Source organism: Mycobacterium sp. NGS68, from assembly GCF_059812195.1.
Window position 1 is genome coordinate 84034 of sequence record NZ_JCALCE010000021.1, and the last position, 24727, is coordinate 108760.

26 protein-coding genes and 1 tRNA gene are annotated in these 24727 nt (G+C 68.2%); 11 read left to right on the forward strand and 16 right to left on the reverse strand.

From position 1 onward, the window contains the following. Window positions 1-9 precede the first annotated feature (9 nt). The 3 genes from AC5Y5V_RS21515 to AC5Y5V_RS21525 are packed head-to-tail and all read right to left on the reverse strand — an operon-like array spanning window position 10 to window position 2234. A complete protein-coding gene (locus AC5Y5V_RS21515; protein ID WP_499939626.1) occupies window positions 10-894 on the reverse strand; it encodes a patatin-like phospholipase family protein in 885 nt (294 codons plus the stop codon). Between the two features lie 3 nt (window positions 895-897). Next, entirely contained in the window at window positions 898-1752 is an 855-nt protein-coding gene (locus tag AC5Y5V_RS21520; protein ID WP_499939629.1) for a class II glutamine amidotransferase, read from the reverse strand. A gap of 8 nt (window positions 1753-1760) precedes the next feature. Then, entirely contained in the window at window positions 1761-2234 is a 474-nt protein-coding gene (locus AC5Y5V_RS21525) for an SRPBCC family protein (protein WP_499939632.1), read from the reverse strand. 260 nt (window positions 2235-2494) lie between these two features. On the opposite strand from AC5Y5V_RS21525, the gene AC5Y5V_RS21530 reads away from it, so the two are divergent. Further along, the gene (locus tag AC5Y5V_RS21530; protein WP_499939634.1) at window positions 2495-3790 is read left to right on the forward strand and encodes a DEAD/DEAH box helicase; all 1296 of its coding nucleotides are present in this window, start codon (window positions 2495-2497) and stop codon (window positions 3788-3790) included. An 87-nt stretch (window positions 3791-3877) separates the two neighbouring features. Continuing rightward, window positions 3878-4111, forward strand: a complete 234-nt coding sequence (locus tag AC5Y5V_RS21535; RefSeq protein ID WP_499939637.1) for a hypothetical protein — start codon at window positions 3878-3880, stop codon at window positions 4109-4111. Window positions 4112-4132: 21 nt separating this feature from the next. On the opposite strand, the gene AC5Y5V_RS21540 is transcribed toward AC5Y5V_RS21535, so the two are convergent. Genes AC5Y5V_RS21540 through AC5Y5V_RS21550 form a run of 3 tightly spaced genes read right to left on the reverse strand, consistent with a single transcriptional unit; the run spans window position 4133 to window position 8054 of the window. Next, window positions 4133-5185 (reverse strand): NAD(P)H-dependent amine dehydrogenase family protein, encoded by a 1053-nt coding sequence (locus AC5Y5V_RS21540; RefSeq protein WP_499939641.1) that lies wholly within the window; start codon window positions 5183-5185, stop codon window positions 4133-4135. A gap of 20 nt (window positions 5186-5205) precedes the next feature. Next, entirely contained in the window at window positions 5206-6834 is a 1629-nt protein-coding gene (locus tag AC5Y5V_RS21545) for a long-chain fatty acid--CoA ligase (RefSeq protein WP_499939644.1), read from the reverse strand. A gap of 29 nt (window positions 6835-6863) precedes the next feature. After that, window positions 6864-8054: a YncE family protein gene (locus AC5Y5V_RS21550; protein WP_499939649.1), complete on the reverse strand. Its 1191-nt coding sequence runs from the start codon at window positions 8052-8054 to the stop codon at window positions 6864-6866. A gap of 537 nt (window positions 8055-8591) precedes the next feature. On the opposite strand from AC5Y5V_RS21550, the gene AC5Y5V_RS21555 reads away from it, so the two are divergent. Further along, window positions 8592-8807 carry a hypothetical protein gene (locus tag AC5Y5V_RS21555; protein WP_499939653.1) on the forward strand — a complete coding sequence of 72 codons (216 nt, stop codon included), beginning with the start codon at window positions 8592-8594 and terminating at the stop codon, window positions 8805-8807. On the opposite strand, the gene AC5Y5V_RS21560 is transcribed toward AC5Y5V_RS21555, so the two are convergent. The 3 genes from AC5Y5V_RS21560 to AC5Y5V_RS21570 are packed head-to-tail and all read right to left on the reverse strand — an operon-like array spanning window position 8800 to window position 10594. Beyond that, window positions 8800-9561, reverse strand: a complete 762-nt coding sequence (locus tag AC5Y5V_RS21560; RefSeq protein WP_499939656.1) for a DUF427 domain-containing protein — start codon at window positions 9559-9561, stop codon at window positions 8800-8802. The two genes, AC5Y5V_RS21555 and AC5Y5V_RS21560, sit on opposite strands and share 8 nt — an antisense overlap. Continuing rightward, on the reverse strand, window positions 9558-9833 hold the full coding sequence (locus AC5Y5V_RS21565) for a DUF6295 family protein (RefSeq protein WP_499939658.1): 276 nt from the start codon (window positions 9831-9833) through the stop codon (window positions 9558-9560). Before AC5Y5V_RS21565 ends, AC5Y5V_RS21560 begins: the two co-directional genes overlap by 4 nt. A gap of 2 nt (window positions 9834-9835) precedes the next feature. After that, window positions 9836-10594: a dienelactone hydrolase family protein gene (locus AC5Y5V_RS21570; RefSeq protein ID WP_499939660.1), complete on the reverse strand. Its 759-nt coding sequence runs from the start codon at window positions 10592-10594 to the stop codon at window positions 9836-9838. Window positions 10595-10629: 35 nt separating this feature from the next. Between AC5Y5V_RS21570 and AC5Y5V_RS21575 the strand changes: the two genes are divergently transcribed. Continuing rightward, entirely contained in the window at window positions 10630-11136 is a 507-nt protein-coding gene (locus AC5Y5V_RS21575; RefSeq protein ID WP_499939663.1) for a nitroreductase family deazaflavin-dependent oxidoreductase, read from the forward strand. A gap of 4 nt (window positions 11137-11140) precedes the next feature. On the opposite strand, the gene AC5Y5V_RS21580 is transcribed toward AC5Y5V_RS21575, so the two are convergent. Both AC5Y5V_RS21580 and AC5Y5V_RS21585 read right to left on the reverse strand, forming a co-directional pair. Next, window positions 11141-12736: an esterase-like activity of phytase family protein gene (locus tag AC5Y5V_RS21580; protein WP_499939665.1), complete on the reverse strand. Its 1596-nt coding sequence runs from the start codon at window positions 12734-12736 to the stop codon at window positions 11141-11143. A gap of 11 nt (window positions 12737-12747) precedes the next feature. Beyond that, window positions 12748-13515 carry a hypothetical protein gene (locus AC5Y5V_RS21585; RefSeq protein ID WP_499939667.1) on the reverse strand — a complete coding sequence of 256 codons (768 nt, stop codon included), beginning with the start codon at window positions 13513-13515 and terminating at the stop codon, window positions 12748-12750. A gap of 161 nt (window positions 13516-13676) precedes the next feature. On the opposite strand from AC5Y5V_RS21585, the gene AC5Y5V_RS21590 reads away from it, so the two are divergent. Beyond that, complete coding sequence (locus AC5Y5V_RS21590; RefSeq protein ID WP_499939669.1) at window positions 13677-14126, forward strand: tautomerase family protein; 450 nt, start codon at window positions 13677-13679, stop codon at window positions 14124-14126. Between the two features lie 107 nt (window positions 14127-14233). Here the strand turns inward: AC5Y5V_RS21590 and AC5Y5V_RS21595 are convergent, their stop codons facing one another. From AC5Y5V_RS21595 to AC5Y5V_RS21605, 3 genes are all read right to left on the reverse strand, one after another. Then, entirely contained in the window at window positions 14234-14989 is a 756-nt protein-coding gene (locus tag AC5Y5V_RS21595; protein WP_499939715.1) for a class I SAM-dependent methyltransferase, read from the reverse strand. A gap of 67 nt (window positions 14990-15056) precedes the next feature. Next, complete coding sequence (locus AC5Y5V_RS21600) at window positions 15057-15461, reverse strand: hypothetical protein (RefSeq protein ID WP_499939671.1); 405 nt, start codon at window positions 15459-15461, stop codon at window positions 15057-15059. Between the two features lie 30 nt (window positions 15462-15491). Then, window positions 15492-16565, reverse strand: a complete 1074-nt coding sequence (locus AC5Y5V_RS21605) for a TauD/TfdA family dioxygenase (RefSeq protein ID WP_499939674.1) — start codon at window positions 16563-16565, stop codon at window positions 15492-15494. 224 nt (window positions 16566-16789) lie between these two features. On the opposite strand from AC5Y5V_RS21605, the gene AC5Y5V_RS21610 reads away from it, so the two are divergent. Further along, window positions 16790-16993, forward strand: coding sequence for a DUF4345 family protein (locus AC5Y5V_RS21610; protein WP_499939676.1), 204 nt, complete (start codon window positions 16790-16792; stop codon window positions 16991-16993). Between the two features lie 99 nt (window positions 16994-17092). Here AC5Y5V_RS21610 and AC5Y5V_RS21615 read toward each other — a convergent pair whose 3' ends face one another. Next, window positions 17093-17332, reverse strand: a complete 240-nt coding sequence (locus tag AC5Y5V_RS21615) for a hypothetical protein (RefSeq protein WP_499939678.1) — start codon at window positions 17330-17332, stop codon at window positions 17093-17095. Between the two features lie 355 nt (window positions 17333-17687). On the opposite strand from AC5Y5V_RS21615, the gene AC5Y5V_RS21620 reads away from it, so the two are divergent. After that, complete coding sequence (locus tag AC5Y5V_RS21620) at window positions 17688-19346, forward strand: acyl-CoA synthetase (RefSeq protein ID WP_499939680.1); 1659 nt, start codon at window positions 17688-17690, stop codon at window positions 19344-19346. Between the two features lie 75 nt (window positions 19347-19421). Continuing rightward, window positions 19422-21866: an ATP-binding cassette domain-containing protein gene (locus AC5Y5V_RS21625; RefSeq protein WP_499939682.1), complete on the forward strand. Its 2445-nt coding sequence runs from the start codon at window positions 19422-19424 to the stop codon at window positions 21864-21866. A gap of 53 nt (window positions 21867-21919) precedes the next feature. Here the strand turns inward: AC5Y5V_RS21625 and AC5Y5V_RS21630 are convergent. Further along, window positions 21920-21993, reverse strand: a tRNA-Leu gene (locus AC5Y5V_RS21630). A 357-nt stretch (window positions 21994-22350) separates the two neighbouring features. Here AC5Y5V_RS21630 and AC5Y5V_RS21635 point away from each other — a divergent pair. The 3 genes from AC5Y5V_RS21635 to AC5Y5V_RS21645 form a co-directional block, all read left to right on the forward strand. After that, window positions 22351-23178, forward strand: a complete 828-nt coding sequence (locus AC5Y5V_RS21635) for a PPE family protein, SVP subgroup (protein ID WP_499939684.1) — start codon at window positions 22351-22353, stop codon at window positions 23176-23178. Window positions 23179-23227: 49 nt separating this feature from the next. Further along, window positions 23228-24391 carry a PPE family protein gene (locus AC5Y5V_RS21640; RefSeq protein ID WP_499939686.1) on the forward strand — a complete coding sequence of 388 codons (1164 nt, stop codon included), beginning with the start codon at window positions 23228-23230 and terminating at the stop codon, window positions 24389-24391. Between the two features lie 42 nt (window positions 24392-24433). Further along, window positions 24434-24727: WXG100 family type VII secretion target (locus AC5Y5V_RS21645; RefSeq protein WP_499939688.1), on the forward strand; the 294-nt coding region annotated here is incomplete at its 3' end.

Genomic DNA, 24727 nt, shown 5'->3' on the forward strand with positions numbered 1-24727 from the left:
GCGCGCCGATCAGACGCCGAGGAACCGCGCGACTCGCGCGGCTTCGCGGCGGCCCTGCTCGCGCCCGGCGGACGCGGACCGCGGCCGGCAGCGCGGATCCAGCGGATTGGGACCGAACGCCGCTAATGCGGCGTCGTCGGCGAACACGGTCAGCGTCACGCGCCCCGCGGCCCCGAACGCCGCGATCTCGTCGGCCGGTCCGGCGCCGAACGGCGACGGAGCGTCCGCGCCGCTGGGCACCAGGACCACCGCCACGTCGCAGTCGTCGGCGACGGGCATGTTGACGGTGCTGGCAACCCCGCCGTCCATGTAGCGCCGGCCCGCGATCGTCACCGGCGGCCACGCCCCCGGAACCGCGCAACTGGCCGCCACGGCATCGACGAGTTCGACCCCGGATTCCCGGTCGAATACCACGAGTTCGCCCGTGGCGGTGTCGATCGCGGCGATCCGCAGCACCCGGTCCGGCCACTGGTGCGACGGCAGGCGCTGCGCGATCACCTGGCGGCGGACGCCCTCGGGAACGGTCTCGGTCACCAGCGCCACCGAACCGATCTGCCGCATCCGGGCGCGCGTCCGGTCCGTCGGCCGATCCCCTGGCGGCGCTTCGCGCAGCGCGGCCAGGAATAGCTCGGTGATGGTGTCGATGTCGACGCCGGGGTCCAGCTCCGCCGACGCCTCGGCGATCTGCCGGTCGAACAGCTCCTCGAGTGGGCGGCCGCTGCCGAGCTGCGCGGCCACCGCCGCACCGGCCGACGTGCCGACCAGCACATCGGAGTCCAGCAGCCGCCGCGCCGCCGTCGGCGACTCGTCCGCGATACCGCGCAAAATGCCTGTTTCCCAAGCGATTCCGGCCAACCCGCCGCCGGCCAGGACGAGTGCTTGTCGGGTTGCCATGGCTCAGTGCTGCGCGGCCTGGGCAGCCGGGCTCAGCTCGTCGGGGCGCAGCAGCCGCGCGGGCGGGTCGGGCAGCATGAGGCTACGGGTGATGCGCAAATCCGCGTCGACGTGGACCAGCTCGCCCGGGGCCAGCAGGGACCAGCCCAGGTCGTCGTCCATCCGTTCGGTGGCGAACACCACCGACCGCCGGGTGCGCAGATGCTCGGAGTGTGCGCGGATTCGCTTGGTGCGCAAGTTGAATTCGGGCCGCGCCATGGCATGGCGATCCAGCATGTAGAGCTCGTGGGTGTCCGGGTAGCGCAGCGCCCACATGTCGGTGGCCGTGCTCAGCAGGACGTTGACCGCGAAGATCGGGACGTTGGCCGCCAGCCACCGCATGGCGTCGACGAACCCCGCCGTCACGTCGCCGTCGCGGGCCCGGATGGCGCCGGTGATCAGCGCGAACACCCGCTCGGAATCGGTCTGGCCCAGGACCAGGTCGTCGGTGCCGACCTCACGCAGCCGGGCGTCGATCGGGTCGAGTCCCTCGAGCACGCCGTTGTGCGCGAAGATCCGGCCGTCCTGCAGGAACGGGTGGGTGTTGCGGACGTCCAGCGATCCCGTCGTCGCATACCGGACGTGGGCGATGAACGTCGTGCCGGTTCGGTGGTGGGCTTCGGTGGCGAAGTCGGCGTCCTGCCAGGCGGCCATCGGCTCCTTGTGCAGCTCCGGGTGCCCGTGCTCGTTGAAGACGCCCAGGCCGGTGCCGTCGGGGTTTCTGCGGCTCTGCTCGGACAGGCTGTCCGGGGCGTTCAGCAGCCAGAACGTCGCGGTGCACGCCTTCTTGCCGGCGTGCAGGCCAAAGAGTCGACACATACCGAAACTCAGCCCACCAGGTGATCGGAGAGCTTTTCCAGCGTCACGCGGGCGTAGCCCTTCCACATCTGGCCGAACATCGGCAGCAGCGGCGCTACCAGGCCCGACTTGGCGTGGATGGTCCACTGCCAGGTCACCGTCGTGCCGGTGCCCGCGGGCGCGAAGCTCCACACGCCGTCGACCGAGCTCACCAGCGCCGCCATCGCGCCCTTGATGTCGCTCAGCGTGTAGCCGAAGGAGCGCGGCGGATCGACGCTGGTCAGCGTCTCGTGCACGCTGCCGCCGCCGACCATCGTGATGACCCGGGTCTGCCCCGCGGCATCCCAGGCACCGGACTGGCTGCGGATCGCTTTGATCGGCGGGAACACCCCGTACCACTGCGAACAGATCTCCGGCAGCTCGATGGGCAGCGTTCGGGCGAACGCGTCCTCGACCGTGACGGGGATCGCCCGTGATTGCGCGACGACGACGGACCTGGCCATGGGAATTCGGGCCCCTTTACCGGATCGGGTGGAGTTCGTAGGGACTCTAGTCGCGGTCGCGGGCCGGCCCGATTCCAGGTGCGCTAGACTGTTCACAACGTTGGCCGCAACAATGCCGTGCCAGCAGGTCGTGATCGATTCTCCGTTTTCTTTGCTCAGATCCCTCGCCGGGCGCCGAGTCCAAGATGACCGGTGCCGCGTGCACAGCTTCGAGCCGCGACGATCCCACCGCTTTCAAAACGTGTTAGGAACACTGAAACATGCACGAAGACAAGACTTTTACTCACCTCGGCGTGAGCCCACCGTTGGTCGAGGCGCTGGCCGCGCGCGGCGTGGACCGACCGTTTGCGATCCAGGAGCAGACGCTGCCGGACACGCTTGCCGGCCGCGATGTGTTGGGCCGCGGCAAAACCGGCAGCGGCAAGACGCTGGCCTTCTCGATTCCGCTGGTCAGCCGGCTGGAATCGCGCGATCGGCGGCCGAGCCGGCCCACCGGCCTGGTGCTGGCGCCGACACGCGAACTGGCGACACAGATTGCCGCGACCATCGAGCCGCTCGCCCGCGTGCGGGGCCTGAAGGTGATCACCGTTTTCGGCGGTGTTCCGCAGAACAAGCAGGTCAAGGCGCTGCAAGCGGGCGTCGACATCGTCGTTGCCTGCCCCGGCCGCCTGGATGACCTGATGAAGCAGGGCCTGGTCAAGCTGGACGCCGTGCGCGTCACGGTCATCGACGAAGCCGACCACATGGCCGACCTGGGCTTTTTGCCGACCGTCACCCGCATCCTGGCGGCCACTCCGGCGCGCGGCCAGCGCATGCTCTTCTCGGCCACGCTGGATGCCGCCGTCGACACCCTGGTGAAGAAGTTCCTGCACGACCCCGTGACGCACTCGGTCGCCGAACCGGCTTCGACGGATTCGGTGATGACTCATCACCTGTTCTACGTCGACGGCGTCGAAGCGAAGAAGGAGCTGGTGTATCGGCTGGCGGCCGGCGACTCGCGGCGAATCCTGTTCCTGCGCACCAAACATCAGGCCCGCAAGCTGGCCCGTCAGCTCACCCAGTCGGGCATCACGTCGGTCGAGTTGCACGGCAACCTGTCCCAGCCCGCGCGCGACCGGAACCTGGCGGCCTTCGCCGCCGGCGACGCGCGCGTGCTGGTGGCGACCGACATCGCCGCCCGCGGGGTGCACGTCGACGAGATCGGGCTGGTGGTGCACGTCGATCCGCCCGCCGAGCACAAGGCCTACCTGCATCGGTCCGGCCGCACGGCACGGGCCGGCGCGTCGGGCGAGGTGGTCACCATCGCGCTGCCGGAACAACGCCGCGACACCCAATCGATGATGCGCAAGGCGGCAATCCATGCCGTCCCGCAGCGGGTCACCGCGGCCTCCGACGCGGTGGAGGCGCTGGTTGGAACTGCCCCGTGCACACCCGTCGGGGGCGAGCAGCAACGCCGGAAGGTCCACCCACCGGCCCGGCCCGCCGTGCATCACCAGCCGTCGCGACGTCGCCGATCTCGGCGCCCCGCAACGAATGCCGCGCGGTCCGCGATTTGATCCGCGCCGCGTCGGATCGGAGTAGGGTGAGGTATCTGACTGGCGCCACCGAATGCGCCGTCGACACGAGCGTTAAGGATCGGTGGCATGGCTGTCCAAAGTTGGCATGACGCACCCCAGATTCACCCGTCGCAGATCCGGGTGGGTGACGTCATCGGCACGATTCGTCCCACGGACAAGCGCTACAAGGTCAAGCTGATCAGCGGCCCGAAGGTGGATCCGCAGCAGTGGACATTCTTCGGCAGCGACGAGCACGGCCTGCAGCATGCGAGCACGTTCAAAGAGGATGACTTGGTTCGCAGGTACGCCAAGGCCTCTTGACGGCGTCGGGTTTCCGCGCCGTCAGCGCGCCAGCCCGGGCGCTGCGCGGCCGGTGATCAGCGGCAGATCGAAGAAGCTCTGGATGCCGGCCGCGGCGGCGCAGGTTGCGGGGACGGCGTTGACGCAGTGCGCCGCGGTCGCGACGATCCCGGGGTTGCTCTCCAAGCCCGCCGCCACGCTTTCCGGCTGCCAGCCCTTGATCGTCACGAAGGTGTCCGGGTTTCCGCGCACCTCGACCTCGTAGCGCTCGCCCGCCGGCCCGAAAGTCCATGGCGGGTCCAGGTTTTCGGATCCCATCAACCAGTTCACGGTGATCCGGACGACCACCGTGTCGCCGACCATCGCCTCCCAGTGGAAGCGGCGCGCGGCCACCTGGCCGGGCTCGATCACCCCGATCGGCGAGTCGATCGGGGCGGTGGCGACGGCCACCTCCTGCGACGAGCGGATCTTCGGGTCGGCGGCGAATCCCAGCCGGTCGACGCACAGCCGCACGGACTGCCGGAAGCCGCCGTCCAGCAGCTTCTGCATCGGGCCGGTCAGCGCGCTGTCCGGGCTGCCGCCGAACCCCATCACGTAGCGCAGCACATCCGGGGCGCCATAGGTGCGCAGGTCTGAAAATTCCTCGGCGCGAACGAACGTCACGCCGGTGGACATCACCGACAGCAACAGCGGAAACAACTCGGTGGCCGCACCGGGCCCGATGCCGGCGCCGTGCAGGGTGGCGTTGCCGGCCTGGGCCGCGACTTCCAGCGGCGCCGCTTCCTTCTCGGTCGGGTAGAACCAGCCGAGCGGGGTGACGACGTTCTTGCCGGACCGCAGCAGCGCGGCGACCTCCTCGACGTCGGGCATCAGCGGCGCGTAGATCACGGCGTCGGCATCCAGCGCGAGGATGTCGTCGAGGCTGCTGGTCGCGATCACGCCGAGCGGCGCGGTGCCGATGATCTCGCCGACGTCGCGGCCGGCCTTGGCGTCGGAATGCACCCAACAGCCGACCAATTCGAGTTCGGGGTGCTCGAGGATGCCCTTGATCGCCGCCACTCCCACCCCGCCGGTTGCCCACTGAACGACGCGCATGGCTACCTTTCTACCGCCCGTCAGAGGGTGGTGACGTCGTAGCTGTCGTCGGAGTAGCGCTGGCGGATGGTCTTCTTGTCGTACTTGCCCACGCTGGTTCGGGGGATCTCGTCGGTGAACGCCCACCGCTCGGGCAGCCACCAGCGAACGACCTTGTCCTCGAGGAACGTTCGCAGATCGGCCGCGCTGGCCGAGGCGCCGTCGTTGAGCACGATGACCGCCAACGGCCGTTCCTGCCAGCGCTCGTCGGGAACCCCGACGACCGCGGCCTCGTGCACGTCGGGGTGTCCGATCAGGCAGTTCTCCAACTCGACCGAGGAGATCCATTCGCCGCCGGACTTGATGACGTCCTTGGCGCGGTCGGTCAGCGTGATGAAACCACGCTCGTCGATGAGGCCGACGTCGCCGGTGCGCAGCCAGCCAGACGCGAACTTCGCCTCGTCACGGCCCAGAAAGTACGAGCCGGCGATCCACGGCCCGCGAACTTCCAGTTCGCCGACGGCTTCACCGTCGTTGGGCAGCACGTGGTCGTCGTCGTCGACGATCCGGGCCTCCACGCCGCAGACCGGCTGACCCTGCGTCCCGCGGTACGCCCAGTGCTGCTCCTCCGGTGTGCCGGGTGGCGGCCACGCCATGGTCGCCAGCGGCGACGTCTCGGTCATGCCCCACAGCTGGCGGATCTGGACGCCGTGCTTCTCCTCGAAGGTGCGCATCAGCGACACCGGCACGGCCGAGCCGCCGCAGACCACCAGCCGCAGCGACGACAGGTCGTGGTCGGGCTCCTTCTCCAGGAAATGCATCACGTCGTTCCAGATCGTCGGCACCGCACCGGTTACCGTCGGCCGCACCTTCTCGACCATGTCGACCACCGACCGGGCGTCCAGGTGACGGTCGGGCAACACCAGGTCCGCGCCCGCCATCAACGCCGCGTACGGCAGCCCCCACGCGTTGGCGTGGAACATCGGCACGATCGGCAGCACGCTGTCGCTGGACCCCAGCCCCATGCCGTTGGCCGTGCAGGCGGCCATGGTGTGCAGGAAATTCGAACGATGGCTGTACACAACGCCTTTGGGATGGCCGGTGGTGCCGCTGGTGTAGCACATCGCGGCGGCGGAGTGCTCGTCGATCTGCGGCCAGTCGAATTCGGTGGGCTCGCCGCCGATCGCCTCGGCGTAGCGCAGCACGGTCTTGCCGGACTCGGACAGCGGCTCCAGATCTCCCTCCCCGACCGCGATCACGGTGTGCACGGTGTCCAGGGTGGGCAGGATTGGCGCCAGCAGTTTGGCCAGCGACATGTCGACCAGGACGACCTGGTCTTCGGCCTCGTTGGCCACGAAGGTGACCTGCTCGGGGAACAGCCGGATGTTCAGCGTGTGCAGCACCGCGCCCATGGTGGGCACCGCCAGGTAGGCCACCAGGTGCTCGGCGTTGTTCCACATGAACGTGGCGACGCGCTGGTCGCCGCTGACGCCGAGGCGGCGCAACGCATTTGCCAGCTGAGCCGCCTGTTCGCCCACTTCGCGGTAGGTGGCCTGCCGATAGTCGCCGTCCCCCACCGCGGTGGTGACGGTGCGCGCTCCGTGGACACCGCAGCCGTGCCGCATGATGGCAGCCAGGGTCAGCGGGAAGTCCTGCATCGTGCTGTACACCGGGCGAATGCTATCGCCGCACAAGCGGGTTAGGCGAGAGCTGCCTCGTACTGCAGCAGTTCGGGCATGCTCCAGTCGCCCGAGTCCGCGCTGTCGATGCCGGTCAGGGTCGAGGCGAGCGGCGCCACGGTGACGACGCCGTCGTAGTCGGCGATGTACAGCTGCGTCCCGTCCGGGCTTTCGACCAGGCACGACGGCTGCGCGGTCGCCTTGACCGTGCCGATCACGTCGTGGGTGAGCGTGCACAGCACGGTGATGCTGTCGTCGCTGACCAGGTAGGCGCGGTCGCCGTCGCTGCTCAGGGTCAGCCCGGTGAGTACGCCGCCGATCTCGGCGATCTTGCGCGTGTTGGTGATCTTGTTGGTGCGGGTGTCCACCACGTCGAGCACGGCGCCGACGTCGGGACCGCAGCTGGCCACGTAGGCGATGGCGCCGTTGGGGCTGAGCGCGACGTCGCGGACGGGCAGTCCGATCTCGATGGCGGCGACGACGCGCGGTGCGTGTCCGGCGCCTTGCTGCAGGGCCTTCGGCTCGTCTTTGCCGCGCTTCTTGCGCCACCGCGAACGGGCGCCGCCACGGGCGTCGTCCTCGCCGCGGGTGTCGATCACGACCAGCCGGCCGCCGGCCGGGCCGTTGGTGCCGACGTAGACGCGCGAACCGTCGGAGCTGACGCGCACGCATTCGGCGCTGGTGGCGCCCACGGCGGCCAGGTCCAACACCTGCACCGCGCCGGACGCGGTGTCGACGACGGCGACGTCGGCGGCGCGGGCGCCGTCGCGGGTGGCGTAGATGTGCGCGCCGTCGGGGCTGACGGCCAGATCGCTGACGCGCAGGGCGAGCGGATGGGTCGCCACGACGGTGTTGGACGGCACATCGATCACGCCGATAGCGTCGTACGCCGCCGACACGATGCTGACGTAGGCGCGGTCGGCATCAGCGTCGCTGACGGCGATCGCGTAGGGCTCGTCGACGCCGTCGACGGTCTGCACGACACGCCGGGTCCTGGTGTCGATGACCGAGACGCTGTCGCCGCCGAAGTTTGTCACCAGCAGGCGGCTGCCGTCGGGGCTGACGGCGATGCCGCTGATCGGGCCCCTGCGGACCGCGACGTGCACGGGCGCGTCGACGACGACCGCAGCGCGGACGGCGTCGTGAGGAGCCACCAGGTCCAGCTCGTCCCGGCCATAGGGAGCTATCTCTTTGCCGTTCACATCAGTCACACTGGCACCGCCTTTGCTGTGTTCGTCGGACGTGCACACGGGCTCGCAGCCCTCGGATCGGGCATTCAACGCCGATAGAGAAGCGCTGCTACGGCCACACTGAATATCGATTCTACCGGTCGAATTTCGGTCGAAATTATTTAATTTTGGCGGTGTTACCTACGTCACTCGGTCAACTCAGGTTCGACTCAGCTCCAGACAATCGAATATTCGAGTTGCCAGGACCTGGCAACCTAATAACCAGGATTGACATCGCCATTCGCCGCAGTGGTTAACTTCTAGGCGGGCAGTGTCACTTACGTTTAAATAAGAAATTCTCAGAAATTAGAGGTTAACGAGGTATATATCACACTGCGCACCGGAGGCGTGTCGTTCCAATACCGGGGCAAACGTGCAGGTAATCTCGCCGGGTGCGCACTCGGCCACCGGGCACGGCGTTCCAAGAATCCCTCCAGATCTCTACAAGGGCTACGGCTCAACCTTTGCTTGACAGCCCACGTCGCGCGAGCGGCGAGCAAGCAAAGGAACCGTGCCACCATGGAGACCCCCCTCGAGAGCCGCGCCGAATGGTTCGCCGTGCTCGCCAGCTTCGTCGTCCTCGCCGCAACCGGCGTCGCGACGGGCTTCGTCGCCCTCGGCGAGTCCGTCCCCAACGCCGTCGTCTGGCTCCTGCTGGCGGTCGCCGTCGTCGCCAGGCTGCCGCACGTCATCGCCCGCCGGGTCGCGGGGCGCAAGCGGACCGCACTCAGCTGAACTGCGTGCGCGGGCGCGGCAGCGCGACATCGTCGACGATGATGTCGAGCTTCTCGTTGTAGAACGCCACCTGTCCGGCGATCGGCGCCACCGCGGGCAGCGGATAGTGGTAAGTCCACGCGAGGTCGGCATGCACGCTGTCGCCGACCCGCACCGACCAGTACCCCGATGTCGTGCCCTTGTACGGGCACAGCGTCTGCGTCGGGCTGGGTTCCAGATGCTCGAAGAACACATCGGTCGGGTCGATGTAATACCTTGTCGGCAAGCCGGTTTCGAAGAGCAGCACCGGTGCGCGGGTGTCGGCCAGCGGCACGCCGTCCAGCTCCACGCGGACGTGGCGGTGTGACCGCAGCGCGTCGACGCGCGCATACGGATTGCGCGGGTGGCCGTAGACCTGCTCGTCTTCCTCGAACCACCGCAACGGCTCCCACTCGAAGCGCACGTAGCCCGCCACCGGGCCGTCGCCGTCGGCGTCGAACACCCGCGCGGCCGAGGGGTGGGCTCGCCCGGCGCCGACGAGCGAGTGCAACCGCGACGGGCCGAACTGCACCTTCTGCGGGTGGTCCTCGTCGCGCAGGAACTCCGCGCGGACATCGGCCAGCGGCACGTAATACGCCGGGTAGTAAGGGATTTCCCACACATAACGGGCCGCGGTGGTGTCGAAGACCAGCTCATGCCCGAGAAAGCCGCGGACCCGGCGCGGCGCCGGCTCGACGCGCCCCCGCGCGGCGGCCGGCGGCGGATAGTCGGTCACGGCTGGTCCCTGGAGGCCAGGCCGGCGGGCGCGTGGCCGATCGCGCGATGGATGGCGTCGGCCAACGCGAGCGCGCTCTCCTCGGTGAGTTCGAGCGCCACCCGCGCCGACGGGCCCAGCCCCGGGTTGAGCACGTCGATGTTGACGGTGTGGCCGTAGGGCGCATGGACGGGATGGTCGACGTACACGGTGGCGCGGTCGGCGCCGAACCAGCCCGTGGCGCCCTTGCCGCTGCCGTCGATCTCGACGTGTTCAGTGAGATATGTGCACATGCTTAGCCTTTCAGGTACTTGGCGAAGAATTCGTCGATGCGGCGCCAGCCGTCGACCGCCGCCTGCGGGCGGTAGGCGGGCCGGTCGACGGAGAAGAAGCTGTGGCCGGCGCCGTCGTAGGAGTGGAACTCGTGCGGCTTGCCGTGCCGGGTCAGCTCGGCATCCAGCGTGGCGACCCCGTCGGGCGCCGGGAAGCGATCGTCGGCGCCGAACAGGCCCAGCAACGGGCAGCTCAGGCGCGGCACCAGGTCGAGGATGGGCTTCATGGTCTTGGGCATCCCCTCCGGCGCCTCCTCGACGATGAACGCGCCGTAGCAGTCCACCGCCGCGTCGAACGGCAGCGAGCAGGCCGCCAGGTACGCGTGCCGTCCGCCCGAGCAGTGTCCGATGACGCCGAACTTTCCGTTCGCGCCCGGCAGCGACCGCAGGTGTTCGACCGCGCCGGCGACGTCGCCGACCAATCGTTCGTCGGGCACCCCGCCGGCCGCCCGCGCGGCCGCGGCCGCGTCGTCGGGAGCCGCGCCCGGCGCTTCCCGGGAGTACAGGTTCGGGGCCAGCGCGTGATACCCGCTCACCGCCAGGCGGCGGACGAATTCCTTTGTCTCCCGGTCATATCCGGGCATGTGGTGGATCCATACGATGCCGCCGCGCGCCCCGTCGGCCAGCGGGCTGGCCCGGTAGGCCTCGATCTCGTCGCAGCCGTGGCCGGTGATGGAAATGGTCTCCGCGCGGATGGCATCGGGGCTGATCGCATTCACCATGCCAGCTTGCCACTCGCGGGGGTACTGTCCTAGCCGTGGCGTTTCTCCGGGAAAGCCCGTATCGCGGGCGCAGGTTGCGGCTCGACGAGGCGCTGGTGGAGCGGTTCGCGCGCAGCCGCGCCGGTTTCCTGTTCACCCTGCACCTGGCGCCGCACATCGACAAGTTCGTGATCCCCCGGACCAACGGCCGGCTCAGTGTGATGGGCGTCGACAAGGTGGGGCTGCTCACCAGCACCGGCGCCAAATCGGGACAGCAGCGCACCCATCCGCTGGCACTGATCGACGAGGGCACCACCCTGCTGGCGATCGGATCCAACTACGGGCGCGACAGCCATCCGGCGTGGAGCGCCAACCTGCTGGCGCATCCCGAATGCACGATCGAATTCCGGGGCGCGCCCCGGCCGTACCGCGCCGAACTGCTCGAGGGCGATGCCCGTGCGGACGCGTGGGCCACCGCGGTCGACTTCTATCCCGGCTACGAGGACTACCGCACCAAGTGCGCTCCCCGCGTCATCCGGGTCTTCCGCCTCACGCCCGCCTGAGCGCTCAGCCCACGTTGATCGACATCGTTACCGTCTGCAGCTTGGCGGGCAGCTGGGTGGTATCGACGGCCAGGATCTCGCCGCTGTCCTGCGTGCCGTTGGGCAGGATCTTCGGCTTGAGGACAAACGGCGGCGTGTCGGTGGCCAGGCCGGCCAGGCCGAAGTCGCTGTCGTTGGCGATCATCAGCGTCTTCCCGCCGTCACGGCTGATGATGCCTTCGATCTTGTCGTGGCCGAAGAAGTCCCCGCTGGGCGACAGCGAACGGAGCAGTTCTCCGACGTCGAGCTCAAGCGTTTTCACGGCGACGGTGATGCCGGCCGCCTTGAGCTTGTCCGCCGCGGCCGCGTCGGTGCTGACGCCGACAAAGGTCTCGATCGGAACGCCGTTGACCAGCAGCCCGCCCGCGTCGGCGCGATACGACGTGCCAGGCACCGCCGAAAGGGGCCCCACGTCGGTGGCTCCGGAGATGTCGGCGGTGTAGATCTTCTTGCTGCCGGCGGGCGCGGGCGCGCCGTCACGTCCCGCGATGAGGAACGTGGTGGCGCTCAGCGCGGTGATGTCCGAGACGCCCACCCGCGTCTCCTGAGGATTGGACAGGGGATAGAGGTACTCGTGCACCTTGGTGCGGTCGGCGAGGTCGACGGTCACGATGCGGGTGACAGGGACGGATTTCGGCGCGCCGGTCAGGCCCGGCGTATTGAGGGCCGATTGCATGATGCCGACCAGCGTCTTGCCGTCGGGCGTGATCGTCAGACCCTCCATGCCCTGGTTGGGACTGCGCAGCGCGAGCTCCCGCGGCAGGGTCCCGTCGAACGGCGAGAGGCGGTCCAGCTCCTTGCCGTGGGCGTCGAAGTGAACGATGAACGGGCCGTAGTCGTCGGACACCCAGAACGTGCCGTCGGCCATGGCGACCAGGCCTTCGGCATCCAGGCCGTGATCCGAACGCGCCAGCGGGTTGCCGTCGAGGTCCACCAGCGTTTCCGCGGCCGGCGCCTGTGGGTCGATGAGGCCCACTAGGGGCTTGCCGTCGCGGCCGGTCAGCACGATGATCTGCTCCAGCGACGCGACCCCGCCGGCAAGTTTGAACTTGGCGATCTGGGGGTGGAAATCGGGCACCGGGAGCACGACTTCGTTGGGCGAACGGCCCGGGACTGCCGGGCCGCGGTCGGTGAGGCCGTAGATCTCGTCGGCGCTGCCGGGCACGGCGGCGATCGCGGAGCCGTGCGCGTTGGCCTGGATGGCGACCTCGCCGACGATGGTCAGCGGCGACTGGTCCTCGGCGTAGAGCCTGACCGCGTGGCTGACGGTGACGGGGAGCTGGTCGGTGCCGGTGAAGCCGGCGTCGGGCGTGTAGATCATGGACCCGTACGAGCCGTAGCTGATGGTGCCGTGCGCTGGCTTGCCGAACGCGACCGGAGTCACGCCTTTCGTGGCGGCCAGCAGTTGGCTCGGTGAAATGGTGAGCACCACACCGGGTTTCGTGCTCGGGGTGCCGCTAGCGTGGAGCGGCGACTCCGTCGGCGCGTCCAGCGAAGAGCACGCCGCGACCGGGAACAGCACCGTCCCCACCGCGGCCGCCCAGCGCTTCGAGAATCCCAAGCCCGTTCCAATCAGTGCCGTTTGTCGCGCACTTTGTAGGTCGACGGCCACGACTTTCGCGACTCGTCACCGGTCAACGGGGTGCCCATGCCGCCGACCTTGACGCTGTAGGCCTCCTTGCCGGGACCGACTTCGCGGTTGGCGTGTTCCTGGGCGAGGTAGTACAGCTCGTCGATGGTGGCTTCGTCGTAAGCGACGAACGAGGTCTCCCGGGCGACGTCCTCGATCCCCGCGAGCATCCGGGCCGGCAAGAACTGCGACACCAGCGCCGCCGCCCCGAACAGCACGAACGGAACCACCCAGTAGCAGACGTAGAACGACTCGACGCTGTCGATGCCGTGCACGATCGGCGGGATCAGCGACGACACCGTCATGCCGGCGAACGCGCCCACCCACACCCACGTCAACACCTTGCTCATCCGGACAAACAGCGAGGTCTTGACCACGTCGGCGGGCTGTTCGGCGGCGGCGAATTCGTGCACGAACGGTTTGCCGATCAGCACGCTGACCAGCGCCACCGTCAAGATTCCGGCGTTACTGACGGGCAGTATCCACCGCGCGATGGACGGCTCGCGAGTTGCCAGTACCAGCACCGTGAGCACCGAAAACACAGCGATCGAACCGATCTCGAAGACGGTCGCGGGTTTTCGGGCGCCCCGGCCGATCGCGAGCCCGATCACGGCCACCGCCAGCGCGATCAGCGCCGCGGCCCGGAACGGCACGTTACCGATCAACACCCAATAGACGATCCACGGCGCGAAGCCAGCCAGCATGCCCACGATGGGCCAGTCTATGAGCTGCGGTTTGCCATGAAGTGGGCGGCTGCGGGACGGGCGCAGAGGAATGGCTGATTTCGCAAGAAAATTGTCATTCTCGCCACTGGCCTCGGGGGGCGCGCCGTAGCACATTCGTTTGCAACGCCCATCCCGAAGGAGTGAACATGCCTTTACTGCGAGTGACGCTGACGCCCGGGGCATTCGACGAGGCACAAAAGGCGCGGTTGGCGGTAGCCCTCACCGAAGCAGCGTGCCGTGCGGAGTCGGTTCCCGATCTGCCGCAAACCCGCATGCGTGCGCTGGTGTTGCTGGAAGAGCTTGGGCCGGGGTGCTTCTACTCCGGCGGCCAACGGGTCGACGCGGCGATCGCCGGCGTGTTCGTCGACTGGCAGGTCAGCACCGGCGTGCTCGACGGCGCGCGCAAGGCGCGGTTCGCCGAGGAGCTTCAGGAGGCGGCCAGGTCGGCCATCGACGGCGACGACCGCCGGATGTTGGTCACCTCGTGCGTCATCCAGGAGGTGCCCGAAGGTCAGTGGGCGCAGAACGGCAGCATCCGCCGCCTTCCCGAGGTCGCCGCAATCGCGGGCTTCGAGCATCTCGCCGCGATCGTTTGACGCCTCCGCCCCACATCACATCCGCGCCGAGTGTCGACTTAATACACGCCCCATGTCGATTCGCGTGCCTTAACCCGACACTCGAGCGGTCCGGGCCAGCTGTCGAGCTACCCGCGCGGCGAACCCGCCGACGAGGCCAGGAATTCGTCCAGATACCCCGGGGGCCGCAGGTTGAGCAGGCGCTCGCGGTCGGCGACCAGGTCGTCGTACGTGAGCGCCTCGACCTCGGCCACCGTGTAGGGCAATACCGAGTCCGGCACGCCCTTGCGGACGATCCCGACGCCGAAGTCGCAGTTCAGCACCGCGACCCGCAGGTCGTCGCGGGTGCTGCGCAGCTGCACGATCGCCTTCCAGACGTCGCCGCTCCACAGCCATTCCCACCACCGGGCGTTTGCGCGGAAGTCGTCGTAGTTCTCCGCGCGACGGCCGATGTGCTCGAACAACGGGTTGCAGTCGTGCAGGATGATCACGCCGTCGTCACGCAGGTAGCGCAGGGTGTTCTCCACGTCGCGGACGACCTGCTCATAGGTGTGCAGCCCGTCGATCAGGGCGACGTCGACCCCCCGACGCTCGAGGAAGTCCGCCTCGTTCTCGAAGAAGGCGTCGCTGGTCGTCTCGAAGTAGTGGACCGCGCGTCCCTTCTCCGCGGCGAGTCTGCGAGAGCGGGCCGAGAGCTTGAAATTGGGGTCGACGGCGATCTTCTCGTCCGCGGTGAATTTCCGGAACGCGTATCCACGACACACGCCGATTTCGAGGTAGACGGGCTTTTCCCGTTGGCTGAGCGCCTGCTTTACGGCCTTGATTCGGGTGCCGTCGTCGCCGACGTACCAGCCGTGCCGCCACTTCTCGATGTCTTGCAGTATTGCCACGGCCAGGAGCATACAAGCTGCTTAGAGCCCGTCTTGCCGTTTCGCCAAAGATCGGTTGCCGCTAGCAGGTGAGCGCACTTGTCGACGTCCACGGCCCCGCGGCCAGCGGGACCGGACTGCCGATCTCGCCGGATGTGCCATGCGCAATGCCGTCGTTGCCGACCGTCCCGGTGTAGTGGACGTACGCCTTGCTGCCGGCCGCGGTGATCGTGAAATCGATGCTGTGGCCGTTGACGGCGCCAGTGGCATTCCAATTGGTGACCCGGCCGGGGCTGCGGACCACGGCGGTGGGTCCGATCGACGCGCCCCTGGCCTCGACGGTCACGTCGTAGCCGCTGGAGTGGTGCAGGTCCAGGTGCGGCCCGGCCACCGTACAGTTCGGAGCGGCTTGCGCCAATGGCATCGCGAGGAATCCGCCGGCGATGACAGCCGCCGCGATGCTCAATTTGATGCCGCGGTTGTTCATACTGCTCCTTCCTTACGACCAAAACCCTGTTCAGGTTTGCTGCGCCCGGCCTTCGGCGGCGGCGTGCGCGCGTGCGCTGACGGTCCGGCTGCGGGCACCGTGGGGGGCCTGCGCTACGGCCGCGTTGCGCGGCTCTGCGGCCAGCCACAGCCGCACCAGGCAGCGCCGTTGCTCCACCTCGGTGGCGTCGACGAATGCGCGCCGGTTGTGCAGCGTCACATGGTTGTCCGCGAAGAAGACGTCGCCGGGGTTGAGCGTGAACTCGACGAAGTTGGCGGGGTCGTTCAGGGCACGGTCGAAGGCGTCGAGCGCCTGGCGCTGACGGTCGGTGAGGGGCCGGCCGCCGCGGTAGTGGCCCAGCTCGATGTGCAGGCGGTTGTAGCGGATCTGCACGCCGTCCGGGGTGTCGGTGAAGACCGAGCCGACGGTGATCGGGTCCTCGCCCGGTTCGGTCTCGTGCGAGCGGTCGTAGCAGAACTCCCCGTAGAGCTCCTGTACCAGGTCGGGCTGGGTCTCCAGCAGGACGTTGTAGGCGGTGTGGCCGCTGACCATGACCGACTCGCCGCCGGACACGGCCTTGCGCAGGCACAGCAGGCCGAGGATGTCGGGGCGGCTGCCGGCGTAGGCGCAGGCGGAGTCGGTGTGGAAGATCAGCTCCGAGTTCGTCTTGGAGCCGCGCGCCTCGACGACGGACTGGCCGGTGTCTGCGACCAGGTAGACGCGGTCACCCTGTTTGTTCTGCGGCTGCGGGCCGCCCAGGTAGGTGCCCAGGCCCCAGTACAGCATCGACGCTTCCTCGTCCGTCCAGCCGTCGAGGGGCAGACCGCGCACGACAGCGAAGCCGGGGCCGCCGCCGATGGCGCGGCGCATGCCGCGGGCGATCTCCGCGAGTTCCTTGACGCGGAAGTCGGATGGCTCGATGGTGTCGAGGCGCTTGCCGCGGCTGCGCAGCTCGTCACGGATGCGCAGGCAGGCGGCGGCCTGGTGGGGCTCGACCGTGATCACGTAGTCCTCGGAGCGGAGGCTGGCCTGGTTCCAGACCGTCGGGCCGGTCATCGGGCGGATCTGGGTACCGGAGCGTTCTTGCGTCGCCTGGGTGCTCATAGCTGATTCCTTTCAATGCGCTTGCAGGTATGAGCGTGAGGTCTGGGTCTCAAAAGATTCTTGGAAACCGCTCGGTCCGCGTCCGGATACGATGCAGGTCTCCGACGGGGGCAGCCGAGGGCAGGAGTTCGTCGGCATGGGGGTCTACGCCCTCGTGGCCCCGGCCGCGATGTTGCGCCCGTTCGCGCCGAGGTGCGCGCCGTGACGGCGGCTACGGCCTGGCGATGGCGGCGCTGCTCACGGTCGCCGCCATCGACCCCGGTTTCCATCGCTCGGGAATCATGATCACCGTTGGAACGGCCATGGCGGGTATGGCATTCGGACGCCTTGTCTCCGCCGTCGTCGACAAGCGGACGCCGTTCTACCCCACCTGGCTCTATTTCCTGCTGGAAGCCGTCGCGGCGACCGCGCTGCTGGCCGCGGCATGAGACCCCGACGACATGCACCACGCAGGGCGCCAACAGCCTCCACCGTGGGCGCACAGTCCCACGGTGTCAACGCGCCGGTGACCCGCTATTACGCCGCTATTACGACGGCGGCTTGAGCTTCAGCTTGTTGGTCTGCGTGAAGCCGGCCGGGTGACCGCAGGCCGGGACCATGTAGGAGATCTGCGAGGTCCCCTCGTAGGTCACCGGATCCCAGACGAGGTGGGACTGGGCGCCGTACATGACGTTGGAACCGTCCGGACAGCTCAGGCTGTTCATCGTGTCCAGTTCCCACATCCCGTTGACGAGGTGACCCTGGCCGCTGCCCGCCCCGGCCTTCACCCAGATGCATCCGTCGCCGCACGAGCTGACGGACCAGTCGGTCGAAACCGTTCGGCCAGTCGGCGATGTCGATGTCGCCGAGTAAGTCCCGCTCATGGTCGGCGTTTCAGCCCAAGCGGTTCCGGCCGCACCGACAGCCAAACCGGCGATCGCGACGGTTGCGGCAAACCCTCGTACGAGAGCCATGCTGTTGTTCCTCTCTTAGAGCCGATGGTTGCGTTAATGCATTGGTGCTGGTGTATCAGGGAATTGCTGAACCAACTTTGCTGCCGTGTTAACGCTGTGTGACACGGGTACCGCAGCCCCCGCGGCGGCGGTTGCTACCTTTTGACGCAACCTGTCGCGAGGAGCCCCGATGGCCAATGCACTGACCACAATCCAGCAGAAGCTGCAGCACGTGAGCGAGGCGGGCCGCGCGGTCAAACGACTCGCCGACACCGGCATCCTCGACCTGAGGGATCTGAATTCGACGGTGCAAGCCGCCAAGCTCTCCCGCGTCTACGGACCCCAGGCCACCATGACGATCCTGGGCGGGCGCCGATACGTGGACTTGCCCGCGATCGTCGACGAACGCGGGACGCTGACGTACGGGCAGGTCGACGAGCAGTCCTGGGCGTTGGCGCACGGCCTGCAATCCTTCGGCGTGGCCGCGGGCTCCGTCGTCGGGTTGCTCTGTCGCGACCATCGCGGCCTGGTCATCGCGATGGCCGCCTGCGGCAAGGTCGGCGCCCGCCTGGTGCTGATGAACACCGGTTTCGCGAAGCCGCAGTTCGCGGAAGTGTGCGAGCGCGAGCACGTCAAGGTCGTGCTGCACGACAGCGAGTTCCTCGGCCTGCTCGACGCGTTGCCCCCCGACCTGCCACGCGTGCTGATCTGGGTGGACGACGGCACGGACGTGCCCGCCGACGCGCATACCCTCGACGACATCGTGGCGAATCACCCCACCGAGCCGTTGCCCCCGCCGAGCAAATCGGGTGGGTCGGTCATCCTCACCAGCGGCACGACTGGCCTGCCCAAGGGCGCGCCGCGCGACACGGTGTCTCCCCTGGCGACCGCCCAGATCGTCGACCGAATCCCGTTCCCGCGCAAGGGAACCATGGTGATCGTCTCGCCGATCTTCCACAGCACCGGTTGGGCCACCTACACCGTCGGCGCCGCGTTGGGCAACAAGGTGGTGACCGCCCGGCGATTCAAGGCCGAAGCCACCTTGAAGCTCATCGCCGACCATCGCGCCGACATGCTGGTCGCGGTCCCGACGATGCTGCACCGGATGGTCGAACTCGCGCCCGACGTCATCGCCAAGTACGACACGTCCTCATTGCAGGTGATCCTGGTCGCCGGGTCGGCGCTGAGCCCAGAGCTGTCCACTCGCGTGCAGGACACCTTCGGCGACGTGCTCTACAACATGTACGGCTCCACCGAGTGCGCGATCGCGACGGTCGCCACCCCCGCCGAGCTGCGCGCAGCGCCCGGCACCGCCGGCCGCGCTCCCCTGACCTGCGATGTGGTGCTGTACGACGAACAGGACCGACGTATCGAGGGCGCCAACCGTCGCGGCCGGATCTTCGTCCGCAACGGCGCGCCGTTTTCCGGATACACCGATGGCCGGAACAAGCAGATCCTCGACGGGTACATGTCCAGCGGCGACATGGGCCACTTCGACGAGAACGGGTTGCTGTTCGTCGACGGCCGCGACGACGACATGATCGTCTCCGGCGGTGAGAACGTGTTCCCGCAGGAAGTCGAGAACCTGCTCGAGGAGCGCGACGACATCGCCGAGGTGGCGGTCGTCGGCGTCGACGACGTCGAGTTCGGGAAACGGTTGCGCGCCTTTGTCGTGTCCGAGCCGGGCGCCGCCCAGGACGAAGCCGAGATCAAGCAGTTCGTCAAGGACAACCTCGCCCGCCACAAAGTGCCCCGCGACGTCGTCTTCATCGAAGAGCTGCCCCGCAACGCCACCGGAAAGCTGCTGCGCCGGGTCCTCGTCGAGCTGGACATCGAACAACAGGGCTGACGACAGGGCTGACGGCCCACACAAAACCCAGCGAAAGCGCAAATCATTGCCGCAGCCGTGCTCAATACTGTTGCGATGACCCGAGTCGCGCCGCCGGTACTCACGGTTCACTCCGATGTCGCGGAACAGAGCTTCGCGACGGGCCACGATGTCATCGTCGGCAGCGACCTGCGCGCGGACCTGCGCGTGGCGCATCCGCTGGTCGCCCGCGCGCACCTGCTGCTGCGCTTCGATCAGGGCAAGTGGATGGCGATTGACAACCGCTCGCTCAACGGGATGTTCGTCAACGGTCGCCGCACGCCGGCCGTCGACATCCGCGACGGTCAGACCGTCAATCTCGGCGGCCCCGAGGGGCCACGGCTGAGCTTCCAGATCGGACACCACCAGGGCGCGGTCGGCCAGCTGCCGCCGACGGTGGCATCGGTCCCCGTCGTCAAGGTCCCCGCCGCGCGGCAGACGTCGTATCCGGACAGCTCGATGCAACCCACCGAGACGGCGGTGCCGACGATTCCGGCACCGGCCGGCCCCAAGGGGGAAATCGCGGACATACCGCAGGGCGAAACCGTCAGGGTGCGCACTGTGCAGGCCCCACCGGGGGGCGAGCAGCGCGCGACGGCCGCCACTATCGGTCGGGCCCTGGACAACGACATCATCATCCCGGACGTCCTGGCCTCGCGGTATCACGCGGACCTCGCCCCGACGCCGCTCGGCACCGAGATCCGGGACAAGCACAGCATCAACGGGACGTTCGTCAACGGAACCCGTATGGGGTCCGCGCTGCTCACCGACGGCGACGTCGTGACGATCGGCAATGTCGACCTGGTCTTCTCCGCTGGAATGCTGGCGCGCCAAACGGAAGCGGCGACGCGCACCGGCGGGCTCGAGGTCCGCGGGATCAACTTCGAGATCGACGGCAAGCGGCTGTTGGAGAACGTGGCCCTGACCGCCAGGCCGGGCACGCTGACCGCGCTCATCGGCGGGTCGGGTGCGGGCAAGACGACGCTGGCCCGGCTGATCGCGGGGTCCACCCGCCCCACCTCCGGCTCGGTGACGTTCGAGGGTCACAACATCCACGAGCAGTACGCGTCGCTGCGAAGCAGGATCGGGATGGTCCCTCAGGACGACGTCGTGCATCGTCAGCTGACGGTGGACCAGGCGCTGGGCTACGCGGCGGAGCTGCGGCTGCCCCCCGACACGAGCAAACGAGACCGCGCGCAGGTCGTTGCCCAGGTGATGGAAGAACTCGGCCTGACCAAGCACGCCGGCACGCGCGTGGACAAGCTGTCCGGGGGCCAGCGCAAACGGGCGTCGGTGGCGCTGGAGCTGTTGACCGGGCCGTCGCTGCTGATCCTCGACGAGCCCACCTCGGGTTTGGACCCGGCCCTGGACCTGCAGGTCATGAAGATGCTGCGGCAGCTCGCCGACGCCGGGCGGGTGGTGCTCGTGGTGACGCACTCGCTGAGCTACCTCAGCCTCTGCGACCAGGTGCTGCTGATGGCGCCCGGCGGCAAGACGGCGTACTGCGGCCCGCCCCGCGAGATCGGCGAGGCGATGGGAACCACCGACTGGGCCGAGATCTTCAGCAGCGTGGGTGCCGACCCCGAAGGCGCGAATCGCCGCTTCCTGGCCCAGGCCAGTCCGCCCCTACCCGTCCCCGCGGGGGCGAAGCCGGCCGATTTGGGTGAGCCGGCACACACCAGCGTGTGGAAGCAGTTCCTGACGATCGCACGCCGCCAGGTTCGACTGATCGTCGCCGACCGCGCGTACTTCGTCTTTCTGGCGCTGTTGCCGCTGGTCATGGGGTTGCTGTCGCTCACCGTTCCCGGCAAGACGGGCTTCGGCGTGGCCGATCCGAGAGGTTCGGAGCCCACCGAACCGATGACGCTGTTGACGCTGCTGACCGTGGGTGCCGTCTTCATGGGTACCGCCCTGACGATCCGCGATCTCATCGGCGAGCGCCCGATCTTCCAGCGAGAACAGGCGGTCGGCCTGTCCACGACGGCCTACCTCGGGGGCAAGATCGCCGTATTCTGCGTGTTCGCGATCGTCCAGGCAGTGGTCCTGACCACCATCACGATCCTGGGCAAAGGCGCGCCCACCCGGCCGGCGGTGGTGCTGGCTAACGCCACCCTCGAGCTCTACGTCACCGTCGCGACGGTGTGCGTGGCCGCGGCGATCTTCGGCCTGGTCTTCTCGTCGCTGGCCCGTTCCAACGAGCAGATCATGCCGCTGCTGGTGGTGTCGCTGATGGCACAGTTGGTGTTCTGCGGTGGGCTGGTGCCGGTGACCAACCGGATCGTGCTCGACCAGATCTCCTGGTTCATGCCCTCACGCTGGGGTTATGCGGCGTCGGCGTCCACCGTCGACATCTGGACCCTGATACCCAAAGTGTTCCTTCGGCAGGACAGCCACTGGAAGCACACGCCTGCCAAGTGGCTGTTCGACATGGGCATGCTGGTGCTGCTGTCGCTGTTCTATGCCGGGATCGTGTTCTGGCGGACACGGCTCAAAAAGCACTGAGCGCACGTCGGCGAGGCACGGGCGCGCAACGCGAAAGGTGTTGCGCCACAACGTGCCCCCAGTCGGACTCGAACCGACACTGGGCGGATTTTAAGTCCGCTGCCTCTGCCAATTGGGCTATGGGGGCCCGGCGGCGAATCTAGCGTGCGCGACGACCGACGCCGACGGCCCCTCGCCGCCGCAATTCTGCCGTCTGGCCGACGTGCGTCAAAGCCGCGCTTCCCGTAGGATCCGCGCGCCGCGCGCCTGGCAGGTATGCATCGGCTAGGTGTCAGATGACGTTGCCATGTCGGCCGACAGGACCCTGTTAAAACTGCCGGCGCCTCCGTTAAGAAGCCGTAAACGGCCGTCACAGTGCGGCTTTCGACGCGGACCGTGGACACGGGGATCACTACATTTACCGGCAACGCACAGGGTTTCGTACGCCAACGCACAGCGCCGGACCCAGCGTACGGGTCGGATGTAAACACACTAGGAGCAATAGATGTCATTCCTTACGGCAATCCCAGCCGAGTTGCTCGCCGCAGCGACACAGCTGCAGGGGATCGGATCGTCGCTGACCGCTCAGAATGCGGCCGCGGCCGTCCCGACGACCACCATCGCGCCCCCCGCGTCTGACCAGGTGTCGCTGCTTCAGTCCCAGATCTTCGGCGCGTACGGCACGCTGTACCAGCAGTTCGCCGCAGAGGCCGAGCAGATTCAGCAGCAGTTTGTGAACACCCTGGGCCTCAGCTCTGGCACCTACAGCGCCACCGAGGCCGCCAACGCGGCCGCGGCCAACCCTGTCGACGGCCTTACCAACATCATCAACAACATTGCGACCGTCCTCGGGAGCACCACCAACGGCAACCCGTTCACGCTGTCCGGCAACGCGGCCAACTTCGGCAGCTACGAGTTCGGTAACTGGGCCTCGGCCATGTCCTGCCTTGTCGGCATGGCCGGTGGTGGCCTGTTGCCCGCGGATGCCGCCGAAGCCGCGGCCGACGTCGGTGCCGACGCCGGTGCCGCTCTGGCCGGAGAGACGGCACCCGCTGCGGGTGGCATGGGCCTGATGCCGGTGGCCGGCATGGGCGGAGCAACCATGGTCGGCAACAAGCTGGCGGTGCCGCCGAGCTGGGCTTCCGCCGCCCCCGCCATCACCAGCCCGGCGACGGCCATCCGGACCGTCGGCTTTGGCGGCACGCCCGCCGCGGGGACGGGCGGGATCATCCCCGGCCTGCCCGGGATGGGCGCTGCGCGCAACAGCGCTGGCTTCGGTGCGCCTCGCTACGGCGTGAAGCCGATCGTCATGCCCAAGCTGACAGCCGTCTAAGCACACCGACAACTAGCGAAAAATTCAGTCAGAAGGAGCCGATTAAAAAATGGTCTTGGACTTTGCAGCGCTTCCCCCTGAGATCAACTCCGCGCTCATGTACGCCGGGGCCGGTGCGGGGCCGCTGATGGCCGCGGCAACCACCTGGAGCAACCTGGCCGCGGAGCTGAGCACGACGGCCACCTCGTGGGAGTCGATCATCGGCACGCTGACCGGCGAGCAGTGGACGGGCAGCGGGTCGGCGGCGGCGGCCACGGCAGCCCAGCCCTACATCGCCTGGCTGACCACCACCGCGGCCGCGGCCGAGCAGGCGGCGACCCAGATCACCGCATCCGCGGCCGCCTACGAGGCGGCGTTCACCGGGACCGTGCCCCCGCCGGTCATCGCTGCGAACAGGTCGTTGCTGGCGACGCTCGTTGCTACCAATTTCCTGGGCATCAACACTCCGGCGATCATGGCTACCGAGGCCCACTATGCGGAGATGTGGGTCCAGGACGCCGTCACGATGTACACCTACGCGGCCGCGGCCGCGGCCAGTTCGGTCCTGCCGGACCTGACACCGGCGGCGCCCACGACCAACCCGGGTGGGGCGGGCCTACAGAGTGCCGCCGTCGCCCAGGCGGCTGCCGCCGCGCCGGCAGCCAGCGCCATCAATTTCCCCGTGGCGTTCGGCGACAACATCTGGGGCGCTTTCCAGTCGGCATTCCCGTCCATGGCGGGCCTGATCCAGGCCGGAGACAAGCTCTTCGGTGACCTCTCCATATTCAACGGCATCCAGCAGATCGGTGTGACCGCGGCGTGGTTCGTCGGCGCGGCCATCCCGACCGCCGTCTCGCTGGGCCACACCCTCGCCGGCGCCACGCCGGCCGCCGCAGTGGCAGCGGACGTCGTTGCCCCCGTCGCGGGAGCGGCGGCCCTGGCGGGCTCGACGACGCCGCTGGGCGGCGCCGCGGCAGCGGGGTTGGGCGAGGCGGCCGCGGTCGGCGGGCTGTCGGTGCCGGCCAGCTGGGCGAGTGCCGTGCCAGCGACCACCGTGAGCTCGGTCACCAACGGCAGCGGCTGGGCCGTCGCCGCCGAGGAAGCGGGAGCGCCCGTCACCGCGATGCCCGGTATGCCGGGTGCGGCCGCCGCCGCCAAGGGCGCGGGTGCCTACGGCGCCGGGCCGCGGTACGGCTTCAAGCCGATCGTCATGCCCAAGCAGGTCGTCGTCTGATCAACAGCAAATCTGTCAACAGCTAGATAAGGAGAAAGCACCATGGCAACACGCTTTATGACCGACCCGCACGCGATGCGGGCCATGGCGGGTCGTTTCGAGACCCACGCCCAGACCGTCGAGGACGAGGCCCGTCGCATGTGGGCGTCGTCGCAGAACATCGCCGGTGCCGGCTGGAGCGGCTCTGCCCAGGCGACGTCCTACGACACCATGGGTCAGATGAATCAGGCCTTCCGCAACATCGTGAACATGCTGCACGGTGTGCGCGACGGCTTGATCCGCGACGCCAACAACTACGAGCAGCAAGAGCAGGCCAGCCAGCAAATCCTGAGCAGC

What these genes read in the sequence shown, in the direction of transcription:
- AC5Y5V_RS21635 (WP_499939684.1), top strand. Translation starts at nt 22,351, where the DNA reads ATGTCATTCCTTACGGCAATCCCAGCCGAGTTGCTCGCCGCAGCGACA.
- AC5Y5V_RS21640 (WP_499939686.1), top strand. Translation starts at nt 23,228, where the DNA reads ATGGTCTTGGACTTTGCAGCGCTTCCCCCTGAGATCAACTCCGCGCTC.
- AC5Y5V_RS21620 (WP_499939680.1), top strand. Translation starts at nt 17,688, where the DNA reads ATGGCCAATGCACTGACCACAATCCAGCAGAAGCTGCAGCACGTGAGC.
- AC5Y5V_RS21605 (WP_499939674.1), bottom strand. Translation starts at nt 16,565, where the DNA reads ATGAGCACCCAGGCGACGCAAGAACGCTCCGGTACCCAGATCCGCCCG.
- AC5Y5V_RS21555 (WP_499939653.1), top strand. Translation starts at nt 8,592, where the DNA reads ATGGAGACCCCCCTCGAGAGCCGCGCCGAATGGTTCGCCGTGCTCGCC.
- AC5Y5V_RS21520 (WP_499939629.1), bottom strand. Translation starts at nt 1,752, where the DNA reads ATGTGTCGACTCTTTGGCCTGCACGCCGGCAAGAAGGCGTGCACCGCG.
- AC5Y5V_RS21590 (WP_499939669.1), top strand. Translation starts at nt 13,677, where the DNA reads ATGCCTTTACTGCGAGTGACGCTGACGCCCGGGGCATTCGACGAGGCA.
- AC5Y5V_RS21610 (WP_499939676.1), top strand. Translation starts at nt 16,790, where the DNA reads ATGGCGGCGCTGCTCACGGTCGCCGCCATCGACCCCGGTTTCCATCGC.
- AC5Y5V_RS21570 (WP_499939660.1), bottom strand. Translation starts at nt 10,594, where the DNA reads ATGGTGAATGCGATCAGCCCCGATGCCATCCGCGCGGAGACCATTTCC.
- AC5Y5V_RS21535 (WP_499939637.1), top strand. Translation starts at nt 3,878, where the DNA reads ATGGCTGTCCAAAGTTGGCATGACGCACCCCAGATTCACCCGTCGCAG.
- AC5Y5V_RS21525 (WP_499939632.1), bottom strand. Translation starts at nt 2,234, where the DNA reads ATGGCCAGGTCCGTCGTCGTCGCGCAATCACGGGCGATCCCCGTCACG.
- AC5Y5V_RS21530 (WP_499939634.1), top strand. Translation starts at nt 2,495, where the DNA reads ATGCACGAAGACAAGACTTTTACTCACCTCGGCGTGAGCCCACCGTTG.
- AC5Y5V_RS21565 (WP_499939658.1), bottom strand. Translation starts at nt 9,833, where the DNA reads ATGTGCACATATCTCACTGAACACGTCGAGATCGACGGCAGCGGCAAG.
- AC5Y5V_RS21625 (WP_499939682.1), top strand. Translation starts at nt 19,422, where the DNA reads ATGACCCGAGTCGCGCCGCCGGTACTCACGGTTCACTCCGATGTCGCG.
- AC5Y5V_RS21600 (WP_499939671.1), bottom strand. Translation starts at nt 15,461, where the DNA reads ATGAACAACCGCGGCATCAAATTGAGCATCGCGGCGGCTGTCATCGCC.
- AC5Y5V_RS21540 (WP_499939641.1), bottom strand. Translation starts at nt 5,185, where the DNA reads ATGCGCGTCGTTCAGTGGGCAACCGGCGGGGTGGGAGTGGCGGCGATC.
- AC5Y5V_RS21515 (WP_499939626.1), bottom strand. Translation starts at nt 894, where the DNA reads ATGGCAACCCGACAAGCACTCGTCCTGGCCGGCGGCGGGTTGGCCGGA.